22 protein-coding genes and 1 tRNA gene are annotated in these 25,391 nt (G+C 57.4%); 12 read left to right on the top strand and 11 right to left on the bottom strand.

Going from position 1 to position 25,391, the window contains the following annotated elements:
* Positions 1-3: 3 nt before the first annotated feature.
* The 3 genes from ACR0AJ_RS08125 to guaB form a co-directional block, all read right to left on the bottom strand.
* Positions 4-2,295, bottom strand: coding sequence for a hybrid sensor histidine kinase/response regulator (locus tag ACR0AJ_RS08125; RefSeq protein ID WP_170348765.1), 2,292 nt, complete (start codon positions 2,293-2,295; stop codon positions 4-6).
* A gap of 104 nt (positions 2,296-2,399) precedes the next feature.
* Positions 2,400-3,557 carry an RsmB/NOP family class I SAM-dependent RNA methyltransferase gene (locus tag ACR0AJ_RS08120; protein WP_170348766.1) on the bottom strand — a complete coding sequence of 386 codons (1,158 nt, stop codon included), beginning with the start codon at positions 3,555-3,557 and terminating at the stop codon, positions 2,400-2,402.
* Between the two features lie 95 nt (positions 3,558-3,652).
* Complete coding sequence (guaB, locus tag ACR0AJ_RS08115) at positions 3,653-5,101, bottom strand: IMP dehydrogenase (RefSeq protein WP_170348767.1); 1,449 nt, start codon at positions 5,099-5,101, stop codon at positions 3,653-3,655.
* Between the two features lie 217 nt (positions 5,102-5,318).
* Here guaB and ACR0AJ_RS08110 point away from each other — a divergent pair, with 217 nt between their 5' ends.
* Entirely contained in the window at positions 5,319-7,364 is a 2,046-nt protein-coding gene (locus ACR0AJ_RS08110; RefSeq protein ID WP_480740545.1) for an ASKHA domain-containing protein, read from the top strand.
* A 24-nt stretch (positions 7,365-7,388) separates the two neighbouring features.
* The gene (locus tag ACR0AJ_RS08105; RefSeq protein ID WP_480740544.1) at positions 7,389-8,246 is read left to right on the top strand and encodes a class I SAM-dependent methyltransferase; all 858 of its coding nucleotides are present in this window, start codon (positions 7,389-7,391) and stop codon (positions 8,244-8,246) included.
* Position 8,247: 1 nt separating this feature from the next.
* Here ACR0AJ_RS08105 and ACR0AJ_RS08100 read toward each other — a convergent pair.
* The 5 genes from ACR0AJ_RS08100 to ACR0AJ_RS08080 all read right to left on the bottom strand — a co-directional run bounded on the left by ACR0AJ_RS08100 (position 8,248) and on the right by ACR0AJ_RS08080 (position 11,668).
* Positions 8,248-8,321 (bottom strand) — tRNA-Gly (locus ACR0AJ_RS08100).
* Positions 8,322-8,386: 65 nt separating this feature from the next.
* Positions 8,387-9,214 (bottom strand): polyphosphate kinase 2 family protein, encoded by an 828-nt coding sequence (locus tag ACR0AJ_RS08095; RefSeq protein WP_170358554.1) that lies wholly within the window; start codon positions 9,212-9,214, stop codon positions 8,387-8,389.
* A 130-nt stretch (positions 9,215-9,344) separates the two neighbouring features.
* Positions 9,345-10,409: a methyltetrahydrofolate cobalamin methyltransferase gene (locus tag ACR0AJ_RS08090; RefSeq protein WP_170348771.1), complete on the bottom strand. Its 1,065-nt coding sequence runs from the start codon at positions 10,407-10,409 to the stop codon at positions 9,345-9,347.
* A 9-nt stretch (positions 10,410-10,418) separates the two neighbouring features.
* The gene (locus ACR0AJ_RS08085) at positions 10,419-11,345 is read right to left on the bottom strand and encodes a methylenetetrahydrofolate reductase (RefSeq protein ID WP_480661870.1); all 927 of its coding nucleotides are present in this window, start codon (positions 11,343-11,345) and stop codon (positions 10,419-10,421) included.
* Between the two features lie 26 nt (positions 11,346-11,371).
* The gene (locus ACR0AJ_RS08080) at positions 11,372-11,668 is read right to left on the bottom strand and encodes a virulence factor (protein WP_170324990.1); all 297 of its coding nucleotides are present in this window, start codon (positions 11,666-11,668) and stop codon (positions 11,372-11,374) included.
* Positions 11,669-11,909: 241 nt separating this feature from the next.
* Here ACR0AJ_RS08080 and ACR0AJ_RS08075 point away from each other — a divergent pair, with 241 nt between their 5' ends.
* Positions 11,910-13,022 (top strand): Ppx/GppA phosphatase family protein, encoded by a 1,113-nt coding sequence (locus ACR0AJ_RS08075; protein WP_170358558.1) that lies wholly within the window; start codon positions 11,910-11,912, stop codon positions 13,020-13,022.
* Complete coding sequence (locus ACR0AJ_RS08070; protein WP_170348775.1) at positions 13,022-13,738, top strand: RlmE family RNA methyltransferase; 717 nt, start codon at positions 13,022-13,024, stop codon at positions 13,736-13,738. Before ACR0AJ_RS08075 ends, ACR0AJ_RS08070 begins: the two co-directional genes overlap by 1 nt.
* A 1-nt stretch (position 13,739) precedes the next feature.
* On the opposite strand, the gene ACR0AJ_RS08065 is transcribed toward ACR0AJ_RS08070, so the two are convergent.
* From ACR0AJ_RS08065 to ACR0AJ_RS08055, 3 genes are all read right to left on the bottom strand, one after another.
* Entirely contained in the window at positions 13,740-13,928 is a 189-nt protein-coding gene (locus ACR0AJ_RS08065) for a hypothetical protein (protein ID WP_170348776.1), read from the bottom strand.
* Between the two features lie 97 nt (positions 13,929-14,025).
* On the bottom strand, positions 14,026-15,927 hold the full coding sequence (locus ACR0AJ_RS08060; protein ID WP_480740542.1) for a multiheme c-type cytochrome: 1,902 nt from the start codon (positions 15,925-15,927) through the stop codon (positions 14,026-14,028).
* A complete protein-coding gene (locus ACR0AJ_RS08055; protein ID WP_480636706.1) occupies positions 15,924-16,790 on the bottom strand; it encodes a YihY/virulence factor BrkB family protein in 867 nt (288 codons plus the stop codon). Before ACR0AJ_RS08055 ends, ACR0AJ_RS08060 begins: the two co-directional genes overlap by 4 nt.
* Positions 16,791-16,946: 156 nt before the next feature.
* On the opposite strand from ACR0AJ_RS08055, the gene ACR0AJ_RS08050 reads away from it, so the two are divergent.
* The 8 genes from ACR0AJ_RS08050 (at position 16,947) to ACR0AJ_RS08015 (ending at position 25,389) form a co-directional block, all read left to right on the top strand.
* Positions 16,947-18,032, top strand: coding sequence for an AI-2E family transporter (locus ACR0AJ_RS08050; RefSeq protein WP_170348779.1), 1,086 nt, complete (start codon positions 16,947-16,949; stop codon positions 18,030-18,032).
* Positions 18,033-18,035: 3 nt separating this feature from the next.
* A complete protein-coding gene (locus ACR0AJ_RS08045) occupies positions 18,036-19,145 on the top strand; it encodes an acetoin utilization protein AcuC (RefSeq protein WP_170348780.1) in 1,110 nt (369 codons plus the stop codon).
* Between the two features lie 119 nt (positions 19,146-19,264).
* Entirely contained in the window at positions 19,265-20,242 is a 978-nt protein-coding gene (locus ACR0AJ_RS08040) for an AAA family ATPase (protein ID WP_480740541.1), read from the top strand.
* Positions 20,243-20,260: 18 nt separating this feature from the next.
* Positions 20,261-21,208, top strand: a complete 948-nt coding sequence (locus tag ACR0AJ_RS08035; protein ID WP_480740540.1) for a DUF58 domain-containing protein — start codon at positions 20,261-20,263, stop codon at positions 21,206-21,208.
* Positions 21,205-21,681 carry a DUF4381 domain-containing protein gene (locus ACR0AJ_RS08030; RefSeq protein ID WP_170375426.1) on the top strand — a complete coding sequence of 159 codons (477 nt, stop codon included), beginning with the start codon at positions 21,205-21,207 and terminating at the stop codon, positions 21,679-21,681. Before ACR0AJ_RS08035 ends, ACR0AJ_RS08030 begins: the two co-directional genes overlap by 4 nt.
* Positions 21,678-22,661 (top strand): VWA domain-containing protein, encoded by a 984-nt coding sequence (locus tag ACR0AJ_RS08025; RefSeq protein WP_480740539.1) that lies wholly within the window; start codon positions 21,678-21,680, stop codon positions 22,659-22,661. The genes ACR0AJ_RS08030 and ACR0AJ_RS08025 overlap by 4 nt, the downstream gene beginning before the upstream one ends.
* A complete protein-coding gene (locus ACR0AJ_RS08020; RefSeq protein WP_480740538.1) occupies positions 22,658-24,163 on the top strand; it encodes a VWA domain-containing protein in 1,506 nt (501 codons plus the stop codon). The genes ACR0AJ_RS08025 and ACR0AJ_RS08020 overlap by 4 nt, the downstream gene beginning before the upstream one ends.
* Positions 24,160-25,389, top strand: a complete 1,230-nt coding sequence (locus tag ACR0AJ_RS08015) for a hypothetical protein (RefSeq protein WP_480740537.1) — start codon at positions 24,160-24,162, stop codon at positions 25,387-25,389. Before ACR0AJ_RS08020 ends, ACR0AJ_RS08015 begins: the two co-directional genes overlap by 4 nt.
* Positions 25,390-25,391 lie beyond the last annotated feature (2 nt).

The raw sequence follows: 25,391 nt of genomic DNA, 5'->3' as shown, positions 1-25,391 counted from the left end.
TGGTCAGTTAATCTGTTGAAACACCGCTTCGGTCAGCTCATTCAATGAGAATGGTTTCGGCAAGAAGGCCGAATGCGCGATTTCCGGCCCGGAATCACCAAAGGCCCCTTCGGTATAGCCAGACATGAAGATCACCCGTACATCCGGACGCGTTTTCATCGCCTGACGCACCCAGGTTGGCCCATCCATCCCGGGCATGACCACATCGGTGACAAAAACATCGACATTCAACGCCCCGTCCTCAAGCAAGCGCAGTGCCTCTTCTGCCGACTCGGCCTCAAGAACGGTATAGCCCTTCAACCTTAATGCGCGTGTTGCAAAGGCACGCACCGGGGCCTCGTCTTCAACCAACAGCACAACACCCTCACCCTGCCGAGCGCTTTGCGTTTCGACCGCGGGCAACACCTCTTGCTGAACTTCCTGAGGCGCGGCGGACACCGGAAGGTAGACAATGAATTCAGTTCCATGTCCCGGAAGGCTGTCGACAAAAATGAACCCGCCCGTTTGCTTGACGATTCCATAGACCGTGGACAAGCCCAACCCCGTACCTTCGCCAGTGCGCTTGGTCGTATAGAACGGCTCAAATACCTTTTGCAGCTTGTCTGCCGGGATACCAGTGCCGCTGTCGATTACCTTGACGGTCACGTATTCCCCCGGCTGAACCGTGGCACGGTCGCGTGTGAAGGGTTGGCTCAGCACGACCACCTCGGTCTCAATCCGAATCTCGCCGCCATCCGGCATGGCGTCGCGCGCGTTCACAACTAGGTTCATCAGCACCTGCTCTAGCTGTCTTTTGTCCGCCCGGACGGGTTTCAGAACCGGATCATGGCTGAGTATCAGACGCACTTTTTCGCCCACCAACCGGTTCAGCAGGTGGATCAGATCCGAGATCGTATCGCGCAGGTCCAGCACCTCGGGCTGCAAGGTTTGTTTGCGCGAAAACGCCAGCAGCTGACTGACCAGAGCCGCAGCCCTGTTGGCATTCTGGTTGATCTGAACCAGATCGCCGTAGTTCGGGTCATTTTGGTCGTGCCGCAAAAGCAGCAGGTCGCAATGCCCGGAAATGGCTGTCAGCAAATTGTTGAAATCATGGGCAACGCCACCGGCCAACTGGCCCACCGCCTGCATTTTCTGACCCTGCACGAACTGTGCCTCAAGCGTTTTGAGTTCAGTAGCGTCATTCAACACCGCAATCAGGCAGACCTGCCCGTTGTTCACCACACGGTTTAAGGTGACCTGAACAAAAATCTCTTTGTCCTGGCGGGTCAGACGCAGAAACTCGGACCGCATCGTGGGTTCTTGTGCGGCGGTCCGCCCCAACCAATCCAAGATTGGATGCCCCAGCCCTTGCATAATCTGATCGACATTGGTTTCGTCGGGCTCGATATCGCCGATCAACTTTACCGCCAGCCGGTTCGCCTCGAGAATACGACCATCGGGGGCAAGGCGCATGATCGGCACTGGCAAATCGGCAAAGGATGTACCACTGCTGGCTTGCCGGTCCTGCGCCACAGGCAACACGAGCAGGTTTCGCACAGTGCCGGACCAGCCGAGTTCGCATACAATGGCTGAAACCGCACCCCTTGTTGTCTGAACCTGTACAATTTCACCCTGCGTAAGAGAATCGCTCGTGAGCACTTCGTTCAGCGCGTCCGGCCTCTGCCCCAGCATATGCGCCGCTGCGTCATTCACCCGCAGCAAAGTGCCGTTGCGCCCCTCGGTCAGGACCGGGATGTTGACCTCGTCCCACTGTCCAGGCGTATCCAGATGAAAACGCCAGCAAAACCGACCCTGACCAACGTTGAACACTGAAACCGGGATCGTTGACCCAACGGTCACAATGTCTTCGCGGGCTTTGCCATAAATTTCAGCCGATGACTGCAGTCGAAGCAAAATAGCCGGAGGGTTCGCGAACAGGGATTTCAGGCATTGCTCTAACCGACTGCCTGCAAAGGCCTGAAACTGCGCGCGTGCCTCGGGGTTGGCGGCCAGAATTTCGCCTTGGGCATTCGCAATCACGCAGGGAAACAGATCTTGCTCTGCAAAAACGGCCATGGTTTTCACCGCCTGCTGCGCCAAATAGTCCGTGATCTTCCCCCGAAGAACCACCAGAAACGAAGCGGCCAGAAGGGATACGCCCGCAACCATGAAGCCTGTATGCCAAACGTCGGGCAACAGCCCTAAAACCGGCGTCAGGCTTAGAAGCGCACCGATGACAACCAAAGAGGCAAGCCGCAGGCCGGATGGGGTTTTGTGGTCAGACGGATCGGCGAATACTTCCGTAGTGTCAGTCATAAACAACTCAAGTCGATGGGCTTTGGCGTAGTCAGCCCAAATAAGGTTAATGTCCGATTAAGCGAAACCGGATACTCTACCTAAAGTTGCTATGACCTGACGCACTATCGCGTCAAGTGTGCAGTGAAGAAACCATCAGCTCCGTGCGAAACAAGCCACGTTTTGCGAAACGCCTCGGACCACTCTGGATTGGCGCGCAGAAAGGAGGCGACGACAGCGCCGTTTTCATCCTCCAACATAGAACACGTCGCATAGGCCAAGACACCGCCCGGCGCGACCATTGTCGATAACTTATCCAGAATGGTCGATTGAATTCCGGTAAGCTCCTGCAAGCGACTTTCGGTTAGCGCCCACTTGCCCGCAGGCGCACGTCGCCACGACCCGCTGCCCGAACATGGCGCATCCGCGAGAATGACATCAAACGGCTTTTGCTGTTCGAGTTTATCCGTGGACACGATCTGAATCCGCACCCCCGCACGTTCCGCGCGCGCAGGCAGGTCGCGCATCCGGCCTGCGTTTACATCATGGGCAAACACCTCGACCCCCTGATGCGCGGCCAGGGCCAACGACTTACCACCCCCACCTGCGCAATAGTCCAGAACCCGCATCCCCGGGCGCAGATTCAAAGCGGCCACAACGGCCTGACTGGCGGCATCCTGAAGTTCGACCAACCCCATTGCATAGGTCCGGCTTTGGGCGATCTTGCGCGCGCCTTGGGTCACTTCCAAGGCTGTTTCGCAAGTTGGATGCGGGGCGGCTGTTATGTCTTCAGCCGCTAGCGATTTGCTTGCGAAAGCTACATCCGTTTTGACCAGATTAACCCGCAGATGCACCGGCGCGCGGTGTTGCAGCGCCCGCGCGACGGCAACTGCCTGATCTCCCAGTGAGGACTGAAATCTGGGCCAGAGCCATTCGGGAATGTCCAAAGACTCGGCATCCGAATGAAAATCACGCCTGACCTCACACTCAGATAAAACCGCGGGCGCGTGACGGGCGCCTGTGAACAAATCCTCCGGCCGTTCGCCAGAGGCGCGAAGCGCACCGATCATCAAACCTCGGCCAGTGTCAGCACCACCCAGCGCCGCATAGGACCGCTGACACCGCAACGCATCAAACACATGATCACGAACCGCAGCACGATCCTTGGACCCGGCAAACCGGCTGCGTCGCGCCCAGTTGGTCAGAGACTTCTCGACGGGCATACCCGACAGAATCTGGTCAAGGATTTCAATCGATGCCTGAATACGAGCGGCCGGGGTCATAGTGTTTTCCGATGCTGTTGTCTTGGCGCGTAAAGATGCGCTGAAAATGCAAAACGGCGCCCTGATCCGGACGCCGCATTACGCATTGGATACAATTACATCACCCGGTAGTTCGGGCTTTCACGGGTGATCTGCACGTCATGCACGTGGCTTTCTTTCAGGCCTGCACCAGTGATTTTGACGAAATTGCAGTTCTTGCGCATTTCTTCAACTGTCGCACAACCGGTATAGCCCATCGCCGCGCGCAAACCGCCAACCAATTGGTGGACCACCGCGCTGGCCGACCCTTTGTAAGGCACCTGCCCTTCGATCCCTTCGGGCACCAGTTTGTCGTTGGCCGCATCCTTCTGGAAATACCGATCTGCCGAGCCGCGCGCCATCGCGCCCAGGCTACCCATGCCGCGATAGGATTTGAATGAACGGCCCTGATACAGGATCACTTCTCCCGGGCTTTCATCGGTGCCCGCGATCATCGAGCCGACCATCGCACAGGATGCGCCCGCCGCAATCGCCTTGGCGAAATCGCCCGAGAATTTGATGCCACCATCCGCAATCACCGGAACATCTCCGGCGGCCGAAGCGCAATCCATGATCGCTGTCAGCTGAGGCACCCCGACCCCCGCAACCATCCGCGTGGTGCAGATCGACCCAGGCCCGATACCAACCTTGATCGCATCCGCGCCGGCATCGATAAGTGCCTTGGTCGCTTCACCCGTTGCCACGTTACCCGCAATGATCTGAACCTCATTTGACAGCGTCTTGACACGCTTCACCGCGTCCAGAACGCCTTGGGAATGACCATGCGCGGTATCGACCACGATGATGTCGACACCGGAATCCACCAGTTGCTCAGACCGTTCAAACCCGGCATCCCCGACCGAGGTCGCCGCAGCCACACGCAAACGGCCCAGGCGGTCCTTGCAGGCCGTTGGATTCAGCACCGCTTGTTCGGTGTCCTTCAACGTCAGCAGGCCGGTCAGCTTGCCCTCGCCATCGACCACCAGCAGCTTTTCGATCCGACGGGCTCGCATCAGGCTTTTGGCCTCTTCCAGATCGGCGGGCTCTTTCAGCATCGCCAGATTGTCCGAGGTCATCATCGCCTTGATCGGCGTATCATCCGAGGTCGCAAAACGCATGTCACGGTTTGTCACGATACCAACGACGCGACCTTGGTCATCAATCACCGGAAAGCCAGTAAAGTTGTAACGCTGCACCAGCGCCTGCGCATCTGCCAGCGTCTGATCCGCGCGCAGGGTCACCGGATTATACACAATGCCGGACTCAAACCGCTTGACCCGCCGCACTTCGCGGGCCTGTTCTTCGGTTGTCAGGTTCTTATGAATAACGCCAATGCCACCGGCCTGCGCCATGGCAATGGCCATGCGCGCCTCGGTCACCGTGTCCATGGCCGAGCTGAGCAGCGGGATGTTCATGGTAATCTCACGGGTCACGCGCGTGGTCGTGTCCGCCGTCGCAGGCAGCACCGTCGATGCCCCCGGAACCAAGAGTACGTCGTCAAAGGTAAGTGCCTCACGAATCTGCATCTACTAACCTCATGCAAAAGCCCGTTTGGCGGTGACCCTATTACATGGATTCATCCCAAGGAAAAGCCCCTGACCTAAACTAGTTTTCCCCCGCAAGCCGCTACCACAGTAAAAAACGACGTTCATTATCCAAAACGTGCCGCGGAATGCCCTTTCCCTTTGCGCACAAACCCATATCTTGCCGGCAAACGCGCGAATACAAAAAGGCAGGCCAGATATGACCACCGATCCCCTTGTTGTCTTTACCCCCTCGGGCAAACGCGGGCATTTCCCCGTCGGCACCCCGGTTCTGACCGCTGCCCGGCAGTTGGGCGTCGACCTGGATTCGGTCTGTGGCGGGCGCGGGATCTGTTCAAAATGCCAGATCACGCCCAGCTATGGAGAGTTTCCCAAGCACGGCGTGACTGTATCCGATGACGCGCTGAGCGAATGGAACGCGGTCGAACAGCGTTACGACGACAAGCGCGGGTTGAAAACCGGTCGCCGTCTGGGCTGTCAGGCGACGGTTCAGGGCGACATCGTGATCGACGTACCACCTGAAAGCCAGGTACACCGGCAGGTCGTCCGCAAGGCTGCCACCGCGCGCGCCATCACCATGGACCCGGCAACCCGGCTGTATTTTGTGGTGGTGGAAGAGCCCGATATGCACTCACCCACCGGCGATCTGGAGCGGCTGGAGCGTGCCTTGCGCGAACAGTGGCACATCGATGCCGTCACAGCCGATCTGTCGCTGATGTCCAAGCTGCAGCCGGTTCTGCGCAAAGGTAAATGGGAAGTTACCGTTGCTGTTCACAAAGGGCACAAGGATTCGGTCGCGAAGGTCGTTGAAATCTGGCCCGGCCTCCATGAAAGCGGGTTGTATGGGCTGGCTATTGACCTTGGCTCAACCACCATTGCCGCCCACCTGACCGATCTGGAAACAGGTGAGGTCAAGGCATCCTCGGGCCTGATGAATCCACAGATCCGCTTTGGCGAAGATCTGATGAGCCGCGTTTCATATTCGATGATGAACCCCGGCGGCGATCAGGAAATGACAAAAGCCGTGCGCGAGGCGATCAATGACCTGTCCACCTCGATTGCGGATGAAGCTGGGATTGATGCCGACCTGATCGTCGAAACCGTATTCGTCTGCAACCCGGTCATGCACCATCTACTGCTGGGGCTGGACCCGGTTGAACTTGGTCAGGCGCCGTTTGCTCTGGCCACGTCGGAAAGCATGTCTCTGCCCGCGCGTGAGATGGACCTGACGAAAATGAACCCACGCGCGCAGGTCTATATCCTGCCCTGCATCGCGGGTCATGTCGGCGCCGACTGTGCCGCCGTTGCCCTGTCCGAGGAGCCCGGAAAATCCGAAGACCTCGTTCTGATCGTCGATGTCGGCACCAACGCCGAAATTCTGCTGGGCAACACCAGCCGCGTTCTGGCTTGTTCCTCGCCCACGGGTCCTGCATTCGAAGGCGCGCAGATCAGTTCCGGCCAAAGGGCCGCCCCCGGAGCCATTGAAAGGATCGAAATCGACCCCGTTACCAAGGAACCCCGCTTCCGCATTATTGGTTCCGAGAAATGGTCTGACGAAGATGGATTTGATCAGGACGTTGCCACCACCGGTATCACCGGCATCTGTGGTTCGGGCATCATCGAGGCGGTCGCTGAAATGCGCATCGCCGGGTTGCTGGATGAAAGCGGTCTAATCGGGTCGGCCGAGCAAACTGGCACCACGCGCTGCGTGCCCGAAGGCCGCACCCATGCCTACCTGATCCATGACGCCAGCGCCGAGGGCGGCCCGCGCATAACCGTGACCCAAGGCGATATCCGTGCCATCCAGCTGGCCAAATCCGCGCTTTATGCCGGTGCGCGCCTACTGATGGATGTCATGGAGGTCGATAAAGTGGATCGCGTGGCACTGGCCGGAGCTTTCGGTGCGCATATTTCGACCAAACACGCGATGGTTTTGGGCATGATCCCCGACGCGCCGCTGGACAAAGTCTCAAGCGCGGGCAATGCGGCGGGCACAGGTGCGCGGATTGCCCTGTGCAATATTGCCGCCCGGTCCGAGATCGAGCGCGTCGTTCGCGAAATTACCAAGGTCGAAACCGCGATTGAGCCCAAATTCCAGGACCATTTCGTCGCCGCAAACGCCATCCCGCACAAAACCGATCCGTTCCCGGAACTTGCGCAGGTGGTCACTCTGCCCTCACCGTCGTTCAACTCGGGTGGCGGGGCCGAGGAAAAGTCTGGTCGTCGTCGCCGTCGCCGGTCATAGTCGCGTCACCTGAGGGAGGCGATCATGCAAGCTGCGAACGAAGAACAGGCCGAGTTCTGGAGCAATTCTCCCTCTGGCGCCAATTGGCTCACCTTTGAAGAGCAGATGGATGAGATGTTGGCCCCGGTTCTTGATCTGGTCCTAGACCGAGCCGGGCTGCAACCCGGCATGCGGGTGCTGGATATCGGCTGCGGCACCGGTGCAAGCAGCGTCAGGGCGGCAGAGTTCGTAGGCGAAAACGGTCACGTACTGGCGGCGGACTTCTCGCAGCCATTTCTGGACCGCGCGGGGCAACGCGCCATCGAAAAAGGGTTGTTAAACATCGACCTCCAACATGCCGATGCCCAGACCCACCGGTTTGTCGAGGCAGACCGCGACGCAATGATCTCGCGTTTTGGGGTGATGTTTTTTGAAGACACGGTCGCTGCCTTTGCCAACATGGCACGTGCGTTGAAGCCGGGTGGTCAGATGACCTTTGCCGCCTGGGGACCATTAGACGGAAATCCCTGGTTCAAGACACCGCATAGCATCGCATGTGCCCGACTGGGCAACCCACCTGTAATGGATCGAAACGCCCCCGGCCCATTGGCCTTTCATGACCACGAACGGGTCTCTGGCCTACTGGACCAGGCTGGCCTGACCGATATTCGTGTCGAACAAGTACCTGTCTTACTGCGCATTCGCGGAACGATCGAGGATTGCGCAACCTTGTGTACACGTATCGGTCCGGCGGCCCGTCTGATCGCCTATTTTGAAGGGGATTCCGAGGACGTATTGAATATCCAGCAAGGAATTACAAAGGCATTTCAACCGTATGCGTCTGAAAACACGGTCGAAATCCCGGCTTTGATCAACCTGTTTCAGGCGCGAAAATCTGAGTAATTGGAGCGGGTAGCGGGAATCGAACCCGCGCGTTCAGCTTGGGAAGCTGACAGGCTACCATTACATCATACCCGCCGTGTGGCGCTGAATAGCACCGGCGATTGATTAACCGCAAGCGTCTTTCCATCTCATCTCCCATTTTACTCGGTCCGGGCACGCAGGTCGTCGATCAGGGATTGATCCACATCCAGCGCCTCGCATGCCGCATCCAGCGTGCGCTGATCCAGATGCTGCGGGTTCAGGTCGATATCTTTCGAAAACGCGTCAACAATTGCCTGCATAGCTTTGATTCTTGCATATTTCTTGTTGTTGGCAGGGATCACACACCATGGCGCGACATCGGTTGAGGTACGGGCCAACATTTCATCTACGGCAACTTCTGCTTCGGCCCATCGTTCGCGGTTGCGAAAGTCCTCATAGGTCAGTTTCCACCGCTTCATCGGGTTGCGTAGGCGTTCGGTGAACCGCTCCATCTGTTCTTGCTGAGAAATGTGAAAGAACAGCTTTACGATGCGGGTGCCGTCATCCACCAGCATGCGTTCAAAATCGTTGATCTCGCGATAGGCTGCGCGCCAGCGCTCTTCCGGGGTGAACTTCTCGATCCGTTCGACCAGCACCCGGCCATACCAACTGCGATCAAAGGCAGAGATCGCGCCTTGAGGTGGCAACCTCTCCCAAAACCGCAACAGGTAGTGACGGTTCAGGTAATAGTTCCGGGGCGCCCCAATTGGCCACACTTTGAAACTGCGTGGATCCAGAGCCTGACTGATCCGTCGGATCGTGCCGCCCTTGCCTGCCGCATCCCATCCTTCAAAGACCAGCACGCCCTTGGTTCCGTGAAACAGAAACGCCTGTTGGATCAGCGCCAACTGCGCCTGCAACTCGGCCAATTTCTTGAAATAGCTCTGCTTGCCCAATTTCAGGTTCAAGTCCGCGTCGGCGAGCTTTGGGGGGTGATGTCGGGTCATGATTGCGCTGGTCCTTCGTCATCTGTCCCAGTCAGTCTGACCCGCCACCCTCGCCTTAGCCTTGATTGGTATCAAGAACGAAAAAGGCTGGGCGCGAGGCCCAGCCTTTTCACTGTATATAGTGTCCGGTTCAGGACGCGCGGCGACGACGACCACCACCGCGACGGCCACCAGCAGCGCCTGCGGCCCCAGCTTCGTCCGGCGCTTTGTTGAACCTGATCCACTCCCCGCCATGCGGGTCGTTATTGGTCAACAGGTTGGCGGCACGAATGGCCTCCATTTCCTTGCCAGCGCGCGGCTTGGTCGAACCCAGGCCAAACATCTGGACGAAAGCCTCGTCATCCATGCCTTCGGGCAGGATGATGCCAGCGGCTGTGACGGCCTCTTTCTTCTCGGCAATCTTTTTCTGCGTCACCGGCAAGGCGACCGGGTTCATAATCGCCGAGGTCATGCCAGCGCCCATTGCCATCGGCAGGAACGCGTTATTGATGCCGTGACGGTTCGGCAGACCGAACGAGATGTTGGACGCACCGCAAGTGGTGTTCACGCCCAGTTCCTCGCGCAGGCGACGGACCAGAGCGAACACCTGCTGGCCTGCGGTTGCCATCGCACCGATGGGCATAACCAGCGGGTCAACGACGATGTCATGGGCCGGGATGCCGAAATCAGCGGCACGCTCGACGATCTTTTTGGCAACCTCGAACCGCACATCGGGATCTTCTGAAATACCGGTGTCGTCGTTCGAGATCGCAACGACTGGAACGTTGTACTTTTTGACCAGCGGCAGAACCATTTCCAACCGCTCTTCTTCGCCGGTGACCGAGTTCAGCAGTGGACGACCTTCCGCGGCTTCCAAACCCGCTTCCAAAGCGCCGGGAACTGAGGAGTCAACGCACAGCGGCACATCGACCAGCCCCTGTACCAGCTCGACAATCTTGCGCATCAGCGGCGGCTCGGTCTCGTTCGGGTTGGGGTTCGAGTTGTAGACAACGCCTGCGTTGATATCCAACACGGTGGCCCCTGCGGCGACCTGTGCGATGGCGTCTTTCTCAACGGTTGAGAAATCGCCCGCTTCCAGCTCTGCAGCCAGCTTTTTACGACCGGTCGGGTTGATCCGCTCACCGATGACGCAAAACGGTTCGTCAAATCCCAGGACGGCTGTTTTTGTTTTTGATTCTACGACTGTACGGGTCATGTCCGTTCCTTAAGCGTTTGCAGGCTTTGCCGAAGCGCCGCCGTTATTGATCGCCCAGTTGGCGTTGGTCTTGATGCCACCAAGCGGGAAGAAGTGTACGTTGGTGATGTTGAAATCCGGGTTGGTCGCTTTGTGGTTGGCCAGCTCAGTCACAACATCGGTCGGTTCATACGGCAGCAAGAGCTTCGAGACATCCATAGCGCGTTTTTGCAGAACCTTCAGCGACGGGCCAACACCGCAGGCGATGGCGAATTTGATCAAGGTCTGCAGCTTGGCCGGGCCCGCGATGCCGATATGGATCGGCAGATCGATGCCCGCTTCTTTCAGGCTGTCGGCCCATGCGATGATCGGCTTAGCATCGAAAGCAAACTGGGTTGCCAGAGCCATTTCCGCATCGGTGGTTTCCGAGAATTTCTGCTTCCAACGCAGCGCGTCGTCGACATTCTTGGTCGAGCCGTCCGGGTCGATGTCCTTGTTGCCCTCGGGGTGGCCCGCCACGTGCAGACGCTTGAAGCCTGCCTTGTCGAACAGGCCGGATTCCAGCAGTTGCATCGAGCTGTCGAAATCACCGTGCGGATTGGCGACACCACCGGCCAGCAACAGCGCTTGATCAACGCCCGCTTCGCCCTGATACATCGAGATCCAGTTTTCCAGCGTGGCGGCATCCTTGATGATCCGCGCCGGGAAATGGGGCATCACCGGATAACCTTCGTCGGCGATCCGCTTGGCGGTCTTGACCATATCTTCGATGGGCGTGCCCTCAATATGGGCGATGTAAACGCGGGTGCCTTCGGGCAACAGCGCGCGGAAATCTTCGACTTTTTCGGCGGTGCGCGGCATCACCTCGATCGAATAGCCTTGCAAAAAGGCTTCGACGGTCGGATTCACAGGGCCGTTTTCGACCGCATCACGTTTCTTGAAGTTCAGCAAAGCCATTGCGGCCTCCCATATAGATTTTGGGCTCATGCCCAACCGTCATTGGCGATCAGAGCCTTGATGCGGTCCTGATCGTATTCCGTTTCCAAACGCACGGCCTCGGCCTCGGCAATCTCGGACGGGTCGCCCTCGACAGCAAAGGGTTCGGCCTTGCGCCACTCGGCCAGATAGGCATCGCTGTCCTTGGCGTTCACTTTCATCGCAGCCCGGTCGATGGCTTGTTCGAACCGCTCCTCCAACTGCCGCTTTGCGCCACGACGGCCTTTGCCGACGATGACTTGGGCGGGAATATCGCGCCAGTATACGATGGTGACGTCAGGCATTGCCGTTGATTCCTCCTAACCAGATGGATCGGTTCTAGACTTCTATATGGGTCAAAGTCGGTCGATTTTCGACACAAGCAGTCTTTCAAACGACGTTTTTGTCCCCCACAGGATACGGCGCTTGTACTCAATTCTCGCGCAAATGCGCACATCAAAATACTCATCACTTTAATGAGCGTCTTGCACGAAACATTTGGCCGACCTATGGTCGGGGTAACTCGAAAATCGGAGGGCGTTGAAGATGGCGCCCAAGCGTCCCAAAGGTGCGGGCGCGTTCCCCAAGGCGGTCGAAAGCCCCGCGCCGGCAAGACCCGATCCAGATGCGTTATATGCGGCGCTGGATCTGGGAACAAATAGCTGCCGCATGTTGATAGCCCAACCCAAGGGTAGCGGGTTTCATGTGGTAGACAGCTTTTCCAAATCCGTGCAACTGGGCGCGGGGCTGGAACGGACCGGACGGCTGTCTCGGTCGTCGATGGCGCGCACCATTCAGGCACTGCGCATCTGTCAGCAGAAACTGAAGCGAAACAAGGTCAAACGGATGCGCCTGGTCGCGACCGAGGCCTGTCGGCGCGCCAAGAATTCTCGCGACTTCATCCGGCAGGTAAAACGCGAGACTGGCCTGACTCTGGAAATCATCCAGCCCGAGGAAGAGGCCCGCCTAGCCGTGATCTCGTGCGCGCCGCTGGTGTCGACCAAGACCGAACAGCTATTGGTCGTAGATATCGGCGGCGGTTCGACCGAGTTGGTGTGGATCGACGTCTCTTCCGTACCGCGTCGGGACCGTCCGGCGGCGATTATGCGGCTGCACCACGGGTTTCATACAGCCGATAGCCCTTTCCCGGCAGCAAAAGTGGTGGATTGGATCAGCGTTCCGTTGGGGGTGGCCACTCTGCGTGACCAGTTCAATGATGTCGAAGACGACTCGGCTCGTTTCGCGCTGATGAGCTGGTTTTTTGAAGAAAACCTGGCCGATTTTGCCCCCTATAAGGACGAACAGGCCCGCGAAGGGTTTCAGATTGTCGGTACTAGCGGCACGGTAACGACCGTGGCCGCCTCGCATCTGGGGCTAAAGCGTTATGACCGGACCAAAGTGGACGGTTTGCGTATGACCAGCGATCAGATTGACAAAGTCATACGGGGATACTTAGAACTCGGCCCACTGGGGCGGCGGCGAGATCCGCGTATCGGCGATGACCGGCAGGCCCTGATCATGTCCGGCTCAGCCATTTTGCAGGCATTGCTTCGCTGCTGGCCCACTGACCGCCTTTCCGTGGCGGATCGTGGGCTGCGCGAAGGCCTGCTTTATGCGCAGATGAGTGCGGACGGTGTATTGGAAGACGGACCGTTCTAATGGCGAAGACACCAAGTGGCAAAAACAACTCGGGTCGCGGACAGCGCGACCTGAAGGTCAAGGTCAAGACTGCGCGCGGGCGCAAGCTCAGCTCGACCCGTTGGCTTGAGCGGCAGTTGAACGACCCGTATGTGAAGCGCGCGCAAGCGGATGGCTATCGCGGACGTGCGGCCTATAAGATTTTGGAACTGGATGACAAGTTCCGCTTTCTCGTTCCCGGTGCGCGCGTGGTCGATCTGGGTTGTGCGCCCGGTGGCTGGCTGCAGGTAGCCGTTAAACGCGTCAATGCGCTGGGCGAGCGATCTGGCAAACGGATTGGAACCGTTCTGGGCGTCGACTTACAAGAGGTTGAACCGGTCGCAGGTGCCGAGGCGCATGTGCTGGACTTCATGGAAGACGATGCCGACGAAATGGTCAAAGCCTGGCTGGGCGGCAAGGCAGATGTCGTGATGTCCGATATGGCGGCGTCGTCGTCCGGGCATAAGCAAACCGATCACCTACGGATCATGGCCCTGTGCGAAACCGCGGCCTATTTTGCCTTCGACGTGCTGGAAGAAGGCGGCACGTTTGTCGCCAAGGTTCTGGCCGGGGGGGCCGAGGGCGATCTGCAAAAGTTGTTGAAGCAAAAGTTCGAAAAGGTGGCAAACGTAAAGCCCCCTGCGTCACGGTCTGACAGTTCCGAGAAATTTGTTGTCGCCACGGGATTCCGCGGCTGACTTAATCATCAAGCCAGCTTCGATCACCGGTCAGGAATTGCTCGCGCAGCGACGCGGCAGCTGTGCTTTGCAACAGCAGGGCTTCGCCATGGTTGATGTATTCTGGCTTTCTCGCCTGCAGTTCAGCGATCCTCTGGCCCAGGGACAAAGGATTTTGCAGCTGCGATGTGTGAACCGGTTTGTCAGACATGGGTCACCTTAGGGTCTGGCGGTGTTTCTAGCTTGACCCATGGTTAACCCAATAATTAGTCGGGAACGTGGCAAAATCCGGGCCACGCCATGCCGGTTTACGGGGTCAGCTGAGCCTTGAGCTGCAGCAATCCCGGATCTTTAGGCAGTATGTCTAGCCCCTCTTGCAGTACGGTGCGCGCGGCCTGTGGCCCACGATTAATCTGCGCCAACTGCACCAACATTGGCCAGGCCTCGGCGCGCTGTGGGTCAAGGGTGACAACTTCGCGAAAGGCTAGCTCAGCCGCAGGTGCGTTGCGGAACGTCAACGCCATTCCACCCAAAACAAGATGGGTTTCAGGGAAATCCAGCCGGTTCCCGATTGCACCCTGCCATTCGGCCATGCTCTGCGCCACTTGTGTTTGCTGCTCCGACGTCAGCGCCTGAGCCGGAATGTTCAGGAACTCTTTGGCTGCCGAAATACGCACGTTGCGCATCGGGTCAGAAAGCAACGGTTCCAACCGCCCTACCCGGTCCGGCAGCGCTGCCTCACGTTGCAACGCTGCTGCGTTGGCGCGCACTAAGGGGTTAGTGTCCGACAGCATTGGTGCCGTTTTTGCCGCAACCTCGGGCGACGCGAAGGGCTGCAGCAGATACGCCGCCGTGGCGCGCACGATGCCAGCCATGTTCGGGTCAGTCGCTATTTCCAGCAATGCCTCTGACCCGTCAGCCTGCCCGGTCAGAGCCGCCTGAAACGTCGTCCCGAAATGCTCACGACGTTGGGCGGAGTCAGGAAACCACCCTTGGATTTGTTCCGCGGCCCAGGCTTGATCTTCGGATTGGTGGCAATCGGTACAGGCGTCCTGCCCCAACCCCAGATCAGGGCGCGGGATGCGAAAGCTGTGATCGCGTCGCCAATCGACACCCATATATACCCGCTCGATCATATGACAGGATACGCACTGGGCGCCTGCGCTGTCGTCCGGGTGATGATGATGCGCCGGTGTATCGTAATCTTTGGCCGTCAGGGTAGGGAAAGCTGGATTTCCCGCCGGGGAATGGCACTGGGTACACACGCCATTGCCTTCGGCTTTCAGTTCGGCACTGTGCGGGTCATGGCAATTCATGCACCCGACGCCCTGTGCATACATCTTGGACTGCAGGAATGAGCCGTAGACATAGACCTCGTCCAAAATCTGGCCGTCAGGGTGATAGAGGCCTGGGCGTAGCACCGACAGGTTGTAAGCGTCATGATAGGGCGTTCCCGGCACCGGGTTTCCATCGCCGTGTGCTTCACGCCGGGAATGACAACCGGCGCATTGCTGGATTTCCGCCTCAGTCTGGCCTTTTCCCCAATCCATGGTGAACCCAAACGCACTCAGATCAGCGTCGATGTTTTTTCCTTGCGTCCAGTCGATATGGGCCGAGGATGGGCCATGGCAGGCTTCGCACCCTACCCCAATCTCAGCCTGAACTGAGCTGTAATTGCGGGTCTGCCCATCGTAATTCTTTTCAAACCCGGTCGCGTGGCATTCAGCGCAACGAGCGTTCCAGTTCTTATACGGCCCGGTCCAGTGCAGACCATCATCCGGGGGAAGGTCCTGATCGGGATAGAGGTGATACCAGCGTTGTTCGCTTGTATCCCAAACCACATCGAAACTCTGCAAACGGCCGGGTTCGATTTCGAACAAGTATTGCTGCAACGGTTCAATACCGACCACTGAATGCAGATCGTAAAGGGTTGTAGTGCCATCCTTTTCGGTCACACGGGCCTGCACCATATCGCCTGTCTGGCTGAACTCGACAGACATGTCGTCATGATCAAACCGCGTTCCATCAAAATCAGCCGCGACGTGCCCGTCTTCTACCTTGGTCCAGGCCAAAGCGTGATGGGATGCAGACCAGGCCTCGGCCTCAGCCTTGTGGCACGCGATACATTCGTCCGAGCCGACATACTCGGGCGATTGAGCAAATGCGAATAACGGTGCGAGCAGCCCGAAAAGAAAAATTGCTGTTCTCACGCCGCTTGCCCGTCCAGCTCATCCTGCATATCCATCAACGCCCCGTTATATTCGGCACCCAGGATCAGCATCGCGGCACACAGATACAGAAAGATCAGCGCGGCCATCGCCCCGGCCAGACCTGCGTAGGTGGCGCTGTACGAGGCGAACTGCGCGATATAAACCGAAAACCCCCAACCTCCCGCAGCCCAAAGGGCAAGCGTCAGCACAACGCCCGGCAGAATCTGGCGCAGCTTGTGCCGTCCCGTTGGCAAGACCAGATGTGCCAGGACAACAACACCTGCGGGAACGGCTACCGTGAAAGTCCAGCGCAGACGATCCACCGACAACCAATCGGACACGTTCACATCCGTCTTCTCGGACACCAACTGCGTATAGACTGGCAGAACCACTTCGACCGCCGCTATGATCATGATTGTAAGACCACCAACAATCACCAGCCCCAGACACAACAGCCGCGTTTTCCAAAACGGCCAGCTGTCGTGGTCGTGATAGGCCTGATTCATGGCCTTGCGCACGGCCAATACCCCGTTTGAGGCAAAAAACACCGCCAGCAAACCGCCCAAAGTGATTACCCCTGAACCAGATTCCGTCAGGACCGAGCGCAGTTCAGCCACAATCGGCCCGGCCACATCTTTTGGCCAGGCACCAAAAATTAGCTCGATCAATTCGTCGGTGACGTAATCCTGTGACAGTGAACCTGCCAAAGCCACGGTAAACAGGGCAAACGGAAAAAGCGCCAACATTAGAGACATGGCGACATGGCTGCTCATGACGAAGCCGTTCTTGGCGTCAAAGCGGACAATAGCCACCCAAAGTGCCCGAACCGGTCGGCTCAAATAAGGAATCACACGCGCGTTCATTCTCAAAGCCTAACCTGCCTGTGGCACCCAAAGAACCGGCAATCCCGCGAACTACCCAAATAATCTCAGACAAAGGTTTGGACGCATTGCATAATCCGGCTCTGCTGTGCAGGATCGCTATACGCGCTAAGGACAGTTCCCGAGACAGGCCAAGCTATGACACTGGACAATGACGAAACCACAACACCGACAAAGCTGAAGCTTTCCGTTGTGCGCGACGTGTCGATTGTGGCAACGCTGCTGGTGCTGGGGCTATACGCTGGTTCCGCGTTTCTGATCCCGCTGACAATGGCCTTGCTGGTCAATGTCCTGATCATCGCACTGAGCGACCGGATCATCGCACTGACCCGCATGCCGGTGTGGTTGGCCAATGTGGCCGGTGTCACCGTCGTTTTGGCCGGGTTGTTCGTGATCATGTATATTTTGGGCAGTCAGGCCACCCAATTCGCCCGCACGATCGGCACTTACGAAAACCAGTTCGACGAGACGGTCAACCGTGTCACCGGTTGGGTTGGCAATGACGTGACCACATTTATCCGCGACAACCTGATCAACATCGACATGTCTTATATCGCGCGCGTTCTGTTGGGCAGCGCTACATCCCTGCTGAACCAGTTTTTCCTGATCAGCCTTTATGTCGCCTTCCTGATGGCCGAACGATTGGCCTTTCGCAAAAAGATTCAACTGGCCGCGGGCGATCCTAAAACGGGTATCGAATTCGCTGCCATTCTGGATGCGATCTCGTTCAGCCTGCAACGCTATGTCGGTGTGAAAACACTGATCAGCCTAATCACAGCAAGCATCAGCTACTCAGTCTTCAAGATACTTGGACTGGAATTCGCCGAGACCTGGGCCGTCCTGACCTTCGCACTGAACTTCATCCCGTCCATCGGCTCGATCATCGCGGTAATCTTCCCCTCCCTGATCGCGTTGGTGCAGTTTGAAAGCATCGGACCATTCCTGATGATCATCTTGGGCTGCGGAACGCTTCAATTCCTGATCGGCAACTTTCTGGACCCCGCGCTGCTGGGACGTTCGCTGAACATGTCCACCTTTCTGGTCATTCTGGCGCTGATGTTCTGGACCACGATCTGGGGTTTGATCGGGGCGTTCCTCAGCGTGCCGCTCACCGTTTGTATCCTGATCGTCTTTAGCCATATTCCGGCCCTGCGTCCGATTGCGATCCTGATGTCTCTGGACGGAAGGCTGGGGGAAGACATCCGCCATGGTGTCGCTAGCTAGACGATGCCTGCGCCCCTGTTCATCGGATCCGAGATCTATCGCAGCTCGACCTATGGTTCAAAACACCCGCTGGCCATTCCGCGCGTGTCTACCGTCATGGATCTGTGCCGGGCGCTAGGGTGGTTGACGAGTTCGAACTATCGCGTCAGCCCGTGCGCAAAACCTGCTGCACTTCACGCATTTCATACACCCGATTATATCGAAGCGTTGCAACAGGCTGAGCGGGATCAGGCCGTATCGGATGAAACGCGGGCGAAATACGCGCTGGGCACATTGTCGAACCCAGTATTCACCGAGATGTACAGACGTCCCGCCACCGCCGCTGGTGGATCAATGTTGGGTGCAGAGCTGGTCCGTGATGGAGGCATCGTCTACAGCCCGGCCGGCGGCACGCATCACGGCCTGCCGAACCGCGCCAACGGGTTTTGTTATCTGAACGACCCGGTTTTGGCGATCCTGACCTTGCTGAAGAACGGCCTCGACCGGATCGTCTATGTTGATATCGATGCGCATCATTGCGACGGGGTCGAGGCCGCCTTTCACGGTTCAACTAAGGTTCGCATGATCTCGGTTCACGAAGCGCGGCGTTGGCCGTTCAGCGGAACTTTGACCGACGATGCAGGTGGGGCCGCGTTCAATCTTCCAGTTGGGCGAAACCTCAATGATGACGAATTCGATGCCATTCTTGATCAACTTATCCTACCCGCGACCGCATCATTTCGACCACAGGCCATCGTAATGCAATGCGGCGCGGATGCCGTGGCCGAGGACCCGCTGTCGCGTCTGACTTTAACGAACAACGCCCACTGGCGGGCTGTTGCCAACCTGCGCGATATGGCGCCCCGATTGTTGGTCCTGGGCGGTGGCGGATATAACCCCTGGTCCGTCGCACGGCTGTGGAGCGGCGTTTGGGCGACCCTGAACAAGATCGACATACCCGAGACACTGAATGCCACAGCGCGATCGGTGCTGGGTGACCTGGCCTGGAGCCGCGCGGCTGGAAAACGCCCTCCGCGACACTGGTTCGAAACCTTGTGCGACACGCCGAACCACGGCGATATTCGCCCCGAATTGCAGAACGACCTGCAACAATTAGCGGCCCGGATTTCATAGTGGATTGGTGGCGATAACGCTGCTAACTTTCGATCATTATTTAATATTCCTGACCATTCCGCTTCGGCGCAGCCCTGATATGTCTTTTTCTGACATCTGGCCACGATTGGACCAAATAAATGAATGCACTTAATCAGATAAATGATCTCAAAGCTCGCATGGGCAAGTCAATTATCGGGCAGGTCGAGGTAATTGACCGGCTGCTAATTGGATTGCTGGCGAACGGAAACCTATTGATCGAAGGTCTGCCGGGTCTGGCAAAAACTCGTGCGGTCAAAGCCATGGCGCGCAATCTTGATGCAGATTTCAGCCGGATACAATTCACACCAGATCTGCTGCCATCCGACGTAACCGGCACCGAAGTATTCCAACAAACCAGTGACGGCGGCACGTTCCGGTTCGATCCTGGCCCGATCTTTGCCAACATCGTGCTGGCCGATGAAATCAACCGTGCGCCTGCCAAAGTCCAAGCCTCGCTGTTGGAGGCGATGGAGGAACGGCAAGTCACCGTTTCAGGCACCACACACAAAATGGAGCCTTTGTTCATCGTGATGGCTACGCAAAACCCGATTGAGCAAGAGGGCACTTATCCCCTGCCCGAAGCGCAGATGGATCGGTTCCTTATGCACGTTCAGATCACCTACCCCCCGGTCGAAGACGAGGTAGAGGTTATACGGCTGGTGCGCGGTGAAGAAGTCGCCGCCGGGACCGGCGTATTCAGAAAGACCCGAACCCCGATCCCGCAAGACGCCGTTTTTCAGGCACGGCTCGAGATAGGGCAAATTCATGTGTCCGACGCAATGGATCGATACATGGCTGATTTGGTGCAGGCGACCCGCACACCCGAGAAGTTCAGCGATGAGTTGGCCAGTTGGATTGAAATTGGTGCCAGCCCACGTGCCTCGCTTGCGCTGGACAAGTGCGGACGCGCGCATGCCTGGATGAATGAACGCGATTATGTGGACCCCGCGGATATTCGCGCCGTTGCCCACGACGTGTTCCGCCACCGCATCACGCTTAGCTTTGAGGCGCAAGGAAGCGCCAAAACACCGGATGACGTGATAACGGAAATCCTGCGCCTAGTGGCGCTGCCCTGATTGATCGGAGAGAAGTTCGTGGCCCAGACCGCCACATATCCTAATGACCCACGCATTCATGTGGATGCCCAACACCTGTTGCGGCTTGGCGCGAAGTCGCGCGCGCTCAGCCTTTTGCCGAGACAACCTGCGCGCTCAATCCTGAATGGCCGCCATGCGTCACGGCTGCGAGGGCGCGGTCTGAATTTCGAAGAACTGCGCGGCTATCTCCCTGGCGATGACATACGGACTATCGATTGGAAAGTGACGGCGCGCACCGGAAAACCTCATGTTAGGGTCTATACCGAAGAACGGGATCGCCCTGCCCTGCTGTTGGTCGATCAACGCGTTTCGATGTTTTTCGGTACCGAAGTGTATATGAAATCAGTCATCGCCGCCGAGGCCGCCGCGATTGCGGCCCATCGCGTCCTGTCGCAAGGTGACCGTGTCGGCGGCATCGTCTTTGGCGACACTGATCTGGCCGAACACCGCCCGCAACGCCGCGCCGCTGCCTTAACGCGGTTCTTATCGTCGGTCGCTGCGTTGAATGGCGATTTGAACGCGTCCTTGCGTCCCAAACCGACCATCGCGCTGAATGACGTGCTGAGACAGACAGTCGGTATTGCACATACCAACGCGTTGATCTGTGTGTTTTCGGATTTCGATGGTCTGGACAGGGCATCAGAACGCCTGCTGAGCCGCTTAGCGCAATCCAACGACCTTATTCTGTTCAATATTTCCGACCCTAGTGCGCATCAACTGACCGCAGGCTTGAAGATGACGGTTTCGGATGGGACGAAACAAATCGAGCTCGACAGTTCCGACCCGGACCTGTCCAGCCGTATCAAGGCTGCAATGGATAATAGGTTGGCGCAATTGCAACACTGGTCACGGCGTTATGGCTTCCCGATTGTCCCGCTGACAACGTCCGAGCCGACCCTTGATCAATTGCTGAAATTGTTCGGCCATCCCGGAGGACGGACATGAGCGTCGATGTGGACGGCAAATCCCTCGTCGAGCTGCTCGATATGCTGGTGCCCGCGCCCGTGCCCGAACCAATTCCAATGACACCGCAGACCTGGGGTTGGCTGGCTCTTGCAGTCATTGTATTGGCAGTCATTGTTGTGGGACTTCATTTGTTTCGCGGACATCAGCGATCCAACGCATACCGACGCGCCGCACTTGCCGATCTACAAGCCGCGAACGATGACCCCGCAAAAGTCGCAGAGATTTTACGCCGTACGGCACTTGCTGCATATCCACGCGCGAAGGTTGCCAGTTTGCATGGGCAAGAGTGGCTAAACTTTCTACAGCAAACTGCTGAAAAAATGCCGGTTTCCTCTCCGGCATCTCGCCTACTACTCGAAGGGCCCTACAGATTAAGCCCATCGAGCCCGGAACTGTCACATATGGCACGGGTCTGGATACAAAGCCACAAACCTGAAGGAGGGCGCAGATGATTTCATTCGCCGCGCCCTGGGTTATTCTGATGTTGCCCTTCCCGCTGTTGGTCTATTGGTTTGTTCCACCGCATCGCGAACAGACCAGCGCAATTCGCATCCCGTTTTTCCGCCATGTCGCCAAGGCTGCAGGGGCTGATCCGCAATCGGGGTCTATGATCTCACAGCGGTCAATGCTGCAAGCATTCGTGGCAACCTTGATCTGGCTGCTGCTTGTTACAGCCCTTGCTCGTCCTGAAAAACTGGCTGATCCTATTGTCGTCGAAAAATCTGCGCGGGACGTTGTGTTGGCTCTCGACATCTCAGGGTCGATGGATCAGCGCGATTTCCAATCCACAGATGGGGCGCCCAAGCAGCGCCTTGCTGCTGTCAAAGACGTGTTGCGCGCATTTATTGCCGAGCGTCAGGGAGACCGGATGGCGCTTATTATCTTTGGTACCCGCGCCTTCGTACAGGCACCATTTACCGAAGATCTTAATAGTTTGAATGGGTTCCTGGATCAAACTCAAGTAGGCATGGCGGGTCCGAATACGGCTTTGGGTGATGCGATCGGGCTTGGAATACGTATCTTTGACTCAAGCGAGGTAGATCAGCGTTTGATGATTGTGCTCAGCGACGGCGCGGATACGTCCAGCCGCATGACGCCCGCCAACGCTGCAGCCATCGCTGCGGATAATGGTGTGGTCATTTATACCATCGGCGTTGGTGATCCTGACGCCACTGGCGAAGACCGTGTGGATCTGGACGCGCTGCAAGCCATCGCGGATCGTACTGGTGGCCAGTATTTCTTTGCCAACGATCAGGCCGCGCTGAGCGACACATACCAGAGAATTGATGAGCAGAACCCCAGAATTGTCGAAACCCAAAGCTACCGCCCACGCGAAAGCCTGACGCATTACCCGTTGCTGATGGCGCTGATCGTTTTTCTTTGCAGTTCGACCGGCTTTCATTTCGCACCACGTCACAGGAGAGCGACATGATCGACGCTGTGACTGAATTTCATTTTATTAGAACAATTTACCTTCTATTCCTAATCCCAATTGCAGGGCTGTGGTGGGCGATCCGCCCGAAACGCAAGGGGCTATCTGACCTGCCTGCTGGTATAGCTCCTCATTTGGCTAAAGCACTTTTGTTAGGTGCCGAAGCAAACCGCCGGATCTATCCGATCGACGTTGCCATGACAGTCGCTGTTCTACTCACGCTGGCCGCTGCTGGTCCGACCTGGACGCGGGCGGCCAACCCCCTGATCGCGGATACGGCCCCCCTGGTGATTGCCTTGAAAGTTACCGACAGCATGGAAGAGACCGATCTGACCCCGTCGCGGCTGCAACGGGCGAAATTCAAGATCACCGATATCATCAACGCACGGGCTGGCGCACAGACCGCTTTGATTGCCTATGCAGGCTCATCGCACCGGGTTGCACCCTTGACCGAGGATGCGAACATCTTGCGTCCATTGTTGGAGGGCCTGACCCCTGCCGTGATGCCAAAGTCCGGAGATGCCGCAGGAGACGCTTTAGTACTGGCGCAAAGCATCTTGGATGAAAGTCAGACACCAGGCGCAGTGCTGTTTGTTCTGGATGATCTAGACCCCTCGCAGATTCCAGAATTCGAAACCGCGTCATCGCAGATGTTTTTTCTGACTATGCTGCCTGACAGCCAGGAAATCGTTCAGCTCAACACCCTGAAAAACGCCGAAGTGGTCCCGTTTTCAACTGATGACCGGGATGTCACGCGACTGCTGAGGCAAATACAGACAGCTTATGTCGATGCTCTGGATGACGAGGACCGGCTTGATTGGCAAGACCGAGGGTGGATTCTGGCCTGGCCAGCTGCGCTGTTGTCCCTTCTTTGGTTCAGGCGGGGTTGGGTTATCCGGTGGGCCATGCTGGGGCTATTCCTTGTTCAACCGTCTGGCCCGGCCAATGCCGACGGATGGCGCGATTGGTTCCTGACGCCCGACCAACAGGGCCAGATCGCCATGAACCAAAAGCGCTTTGCTGATGCGGCAGAGTTGTTCGAAGACCCATATCACGAAGGTTACGCTCGTCTAAAAACAGGCCAATACCCCGAGGCCGCGGCGATCTTTGCGGAACTTAAAACGCCTGAAGCAGCCTTCGCCGAGGGAATGGCACGCATCCGAAACCGGGAATACAGACCAGCTATTTCGGCCTTTGAAACTGCGTTAGAGCGTCGCCCTAACTGGCCGGATGCGCAACATAATCTTGAAGTTGCCACGGCCATTTTGGACTATGTTGAAACCACTCGCGAACAATCTGATACCGGTGAAGAGGCAGGTATCGGCGCGGATGACACCGTATTCGACAACGACGCAGGTCGGGGCGAAAACACAACCATTCAAGCCCAAACCGACGGCAGCCAGCCCCTTTCCGCGGATCAATGGATCAGCGCCATCGACACAGACATGCAGGACTTTCTGCGCAATCGGTTCTTGTTGGAAAATCAGGAGCGAACGCAATGAAGCGCCTTCTCCTCCTGCTGCTTTTGTTACCCAGCGCAGTGCTTTCGCAAGGAACAACTGCAATCCAACCTCAAGTGACGGTGGAGACGCCGACCGAAAACGTGATCGTGGGGCAACCGGGGATCGTGCGCATCAAGGTACTGGTTCCTACGTTCATGCCGTCTCCTCCCGTCTTCCCGTCATTGGAACAGGAAAACCTGTTGGTCCGGCTTCCTGAACGCGCATCAGGTCCCGTCAGTGAGCCCGTGAACGGTGAAACATGGTCCGGGGTTCAGCGCAGCTATCGCATTTACCCTCTGCTTGCCGGGCAAATCAGCCTTGGCGTCACCGACATGAAGGTGACGTTTGCCGACCCTGAAACGAATGCTCCAATACAAGTCTCGGTCCCGCTTTCACCGATCGCAATCAATGCTGTTGTCCCAGACGGTGCAGCCAATCTGAACCCTCTGATCATCGCGACGGGTTTTGAATTGGAGCAAGAGGTTGAGGGCGTGACTGAGATGCAGGCCGGAGATGCGATTACACGGCGGTTAACAGCGCGTATAACCGGCACCAACCCGATCCTTATTCCGAAACTTATTCCTAAATATCAAGAACCTCTGCTGCGCCCTTACCCCAAGGAACCACGCTTAACTGAAACCGAGGATCGAGGTATTCTGTCCGGCCAACGGGTCGACGAGGTAGTGTACCTTGCCCAAGATGGCGGCCAAGCGCAGCTGCCGCCCGTGTCCATCCAGTGGTTCAATCTGTCAACTGACGCGGTCGAGACAGTTGAAGTACCGGGTGTGGATCTGACGCTCACCGCGCCCAGGTCGAACCCTCTGTCGACGGACAGGATGGTTGAATATGCGCTTTGGTTGGGATTGGCGGCAATTGTTTTTTGGGCGTCTTTGCGTTGGGGCACACCGCGCTTTCGCACTTGGAAAGACGCGCGGCACCAAGCATATCGCGCATCGCCTGCATTTGCTCTGGCGGAATTGCAACGCGCGCTAAAGGCCCATGATATTTCCGCAGCTTATTCAGCACTGGAAACCTGGAAAACCCGCAGCAGTGATCCACAAGGGTATCGGGAACTTGAGGCACAGTTGGCAAGGATTGGCTGTGCACGGTATGCATCTGATACCAATCAGAAAACACCGGATTGGTCCGCTGCAATTTCGGCCATGAAGGAACTTGCAGAAACACCACAATCGCAGGCTCAACCGCTTCCACCGCTGAACCCTTAACG

The sequence above is a fragment of the Ruegeria sp. CJ9 genome, from assembly GCF_056536625.1.
This window is presented reverse-complemented; position numbering and strand designations above follow the sequence as displayed.

Excerpts from the sequence above, each read along its gene's own strand:
- ACR0AJ_RS08070 (WP_170348775.1), top strand. The coding sequence starts at position 13,022 with ATGGCGAAGACACCAAGTGGCAAAAACAACTCGGGTCGCGGACAGCGC.
- ACR0AJ_RS08045 (WP_170348780.1), top strand. The coding sequence starts at position 18,036 with ATGCCTGCGCCCCTGTTCATCGGATCCGAGATCTATCGCAGCTCGACC.
- ACR0AJ_RS08095 (WP_170358554.1), bottom strand. The coding sequence starts at position 9,214 with ATGACCCGACATCACCCCCCAAAGCTCGCCGACGCGGACTTGAACCTG.
- ACR0AJ_RS08105 (WP_480740544.1), top strand. The coding sequence starts at position 7,389 with ATGCAAGCTGCGAACGAAGAACAGGCCGAGTTCTGGAGCAATTCTCCC.
- ACR0AJ_RS08085 (WP_480661870.1), bottom strand. The coding sequence starts at position 11,345 with ATGGCTTTGCTGAACTTCAAGAAACGTGATGCGGTCGAAAACGGCCCT.
- ACR0AJ_RS08120 (WP_170348766.1), bottom strand. The coding sequence starts at position 3,557 with ATGACCCCGGCCGCTCGTATTCAGGCATCGATTGAAATCCTTGACCAG.
- ACR0AJ_RS08020 (WP_480740538.1), top strand. The coding sequence starts at position 22,658 with ATGATCGACGCTGTGACTGAATTTCATTTTATTAGAACAATTTACCTT.
- ACR0AJ_RS08050 (WP_170348779.1), top strand. The coding sequence starts at position 16,947 with ATGACACTGGACAATGACGAAACCACAACACCGACAAAGCTGAAGCTT.
- ACR0AJ_RS08025 (WP_480740539.1), top strand. The coding sequence starts at position 21,678 with ATGATTTCATTCGCCGCGCCCTGGGTTATTCTGATGTTGCCCTTCCCG.
- ACR0AJ_RS08090 (WP_170348771.1), bottom strand. The coding sequence starts at position 10,409 with ATGACCCGTACAGTCGTAGAATCAAAAACAAAAACAGCCGTCCTGGGA.
- ACR0AJ_RS08075 (WP_170358558.1), top strand. The coding sequence starts at position 11,910 with ATGGCGCCCAAGCGTCCCAAAGGTGCGGGCGCGTTCCCCAAGGCGGTC.
- ACR0AJ_RS08040 (WP_480740541.1), top strand. The coding sequence starts at position 19,265 with ATGAATGCACTTAATCAGATAAATGATCTCAAAGCTCGCATGGGCAAG.
- ACR0AJ_RS08110 (WP_480740545.1), top strand. The coding sequence starts at position 5,319 with ATGACCACCGATCCCCTTGTTGTCTTTACCCCCTCGGGCAAACGCGGG.
- ACR0AJ_RS08030 (WP_170375426.1), top strand. The coding sequence starts at position 21,205 with ATGAGCGTCGATGTGGACGGCAAATCCCTCGTCGAGCTGCTCGATATG.
- ACR0AJ_RS08055 (WP_480636706.1), bottom strand. The coding sequence starts at position 16,790 with ATGAACGCGCGTGTGATTCCTTATTTGAGCCGACCGGTTCGGGCACTT.
- ACR0AJ_RS08080 (WP_170324990.1), bottom strand. The coding sequence starts at position 11,668 with ATGCCTGACGTCACCATCGTATACTGGCGCGATATTCCCGCCCAAGTC.
- ACR0AJ_RS08015 (WP_480740537.1), top strand. The coding sequence starts at position 24,160 with ATGAAGCGCCTTCTCCTCCTGCTGCTTTTGTTACCCAGCGCAGTGCTT.
- ACR0AJ_RS08065 (WP_170348776.1), bottom strand. The coding sequence starts at position 13,928 with ATGTCTGACAAACCGGTTCACACATCGCAGCTGCAAAATCCTTTGTCC.
- guaB (WP_170348767.1), bottom strand. The coding sequence starts at position 5,101 with ATGCAGATTCGTGAGGCACTTACCTTTGACGACGTACTCTTGGTTCCG.
- ACR0AJ_RS08125 (WP_170348765.1), bottom strand. The coding sequence starts at position 2,295 with ATGACTGACACTACGGAAGTATTCGCCGATCCGTCTGACCACAAAACC.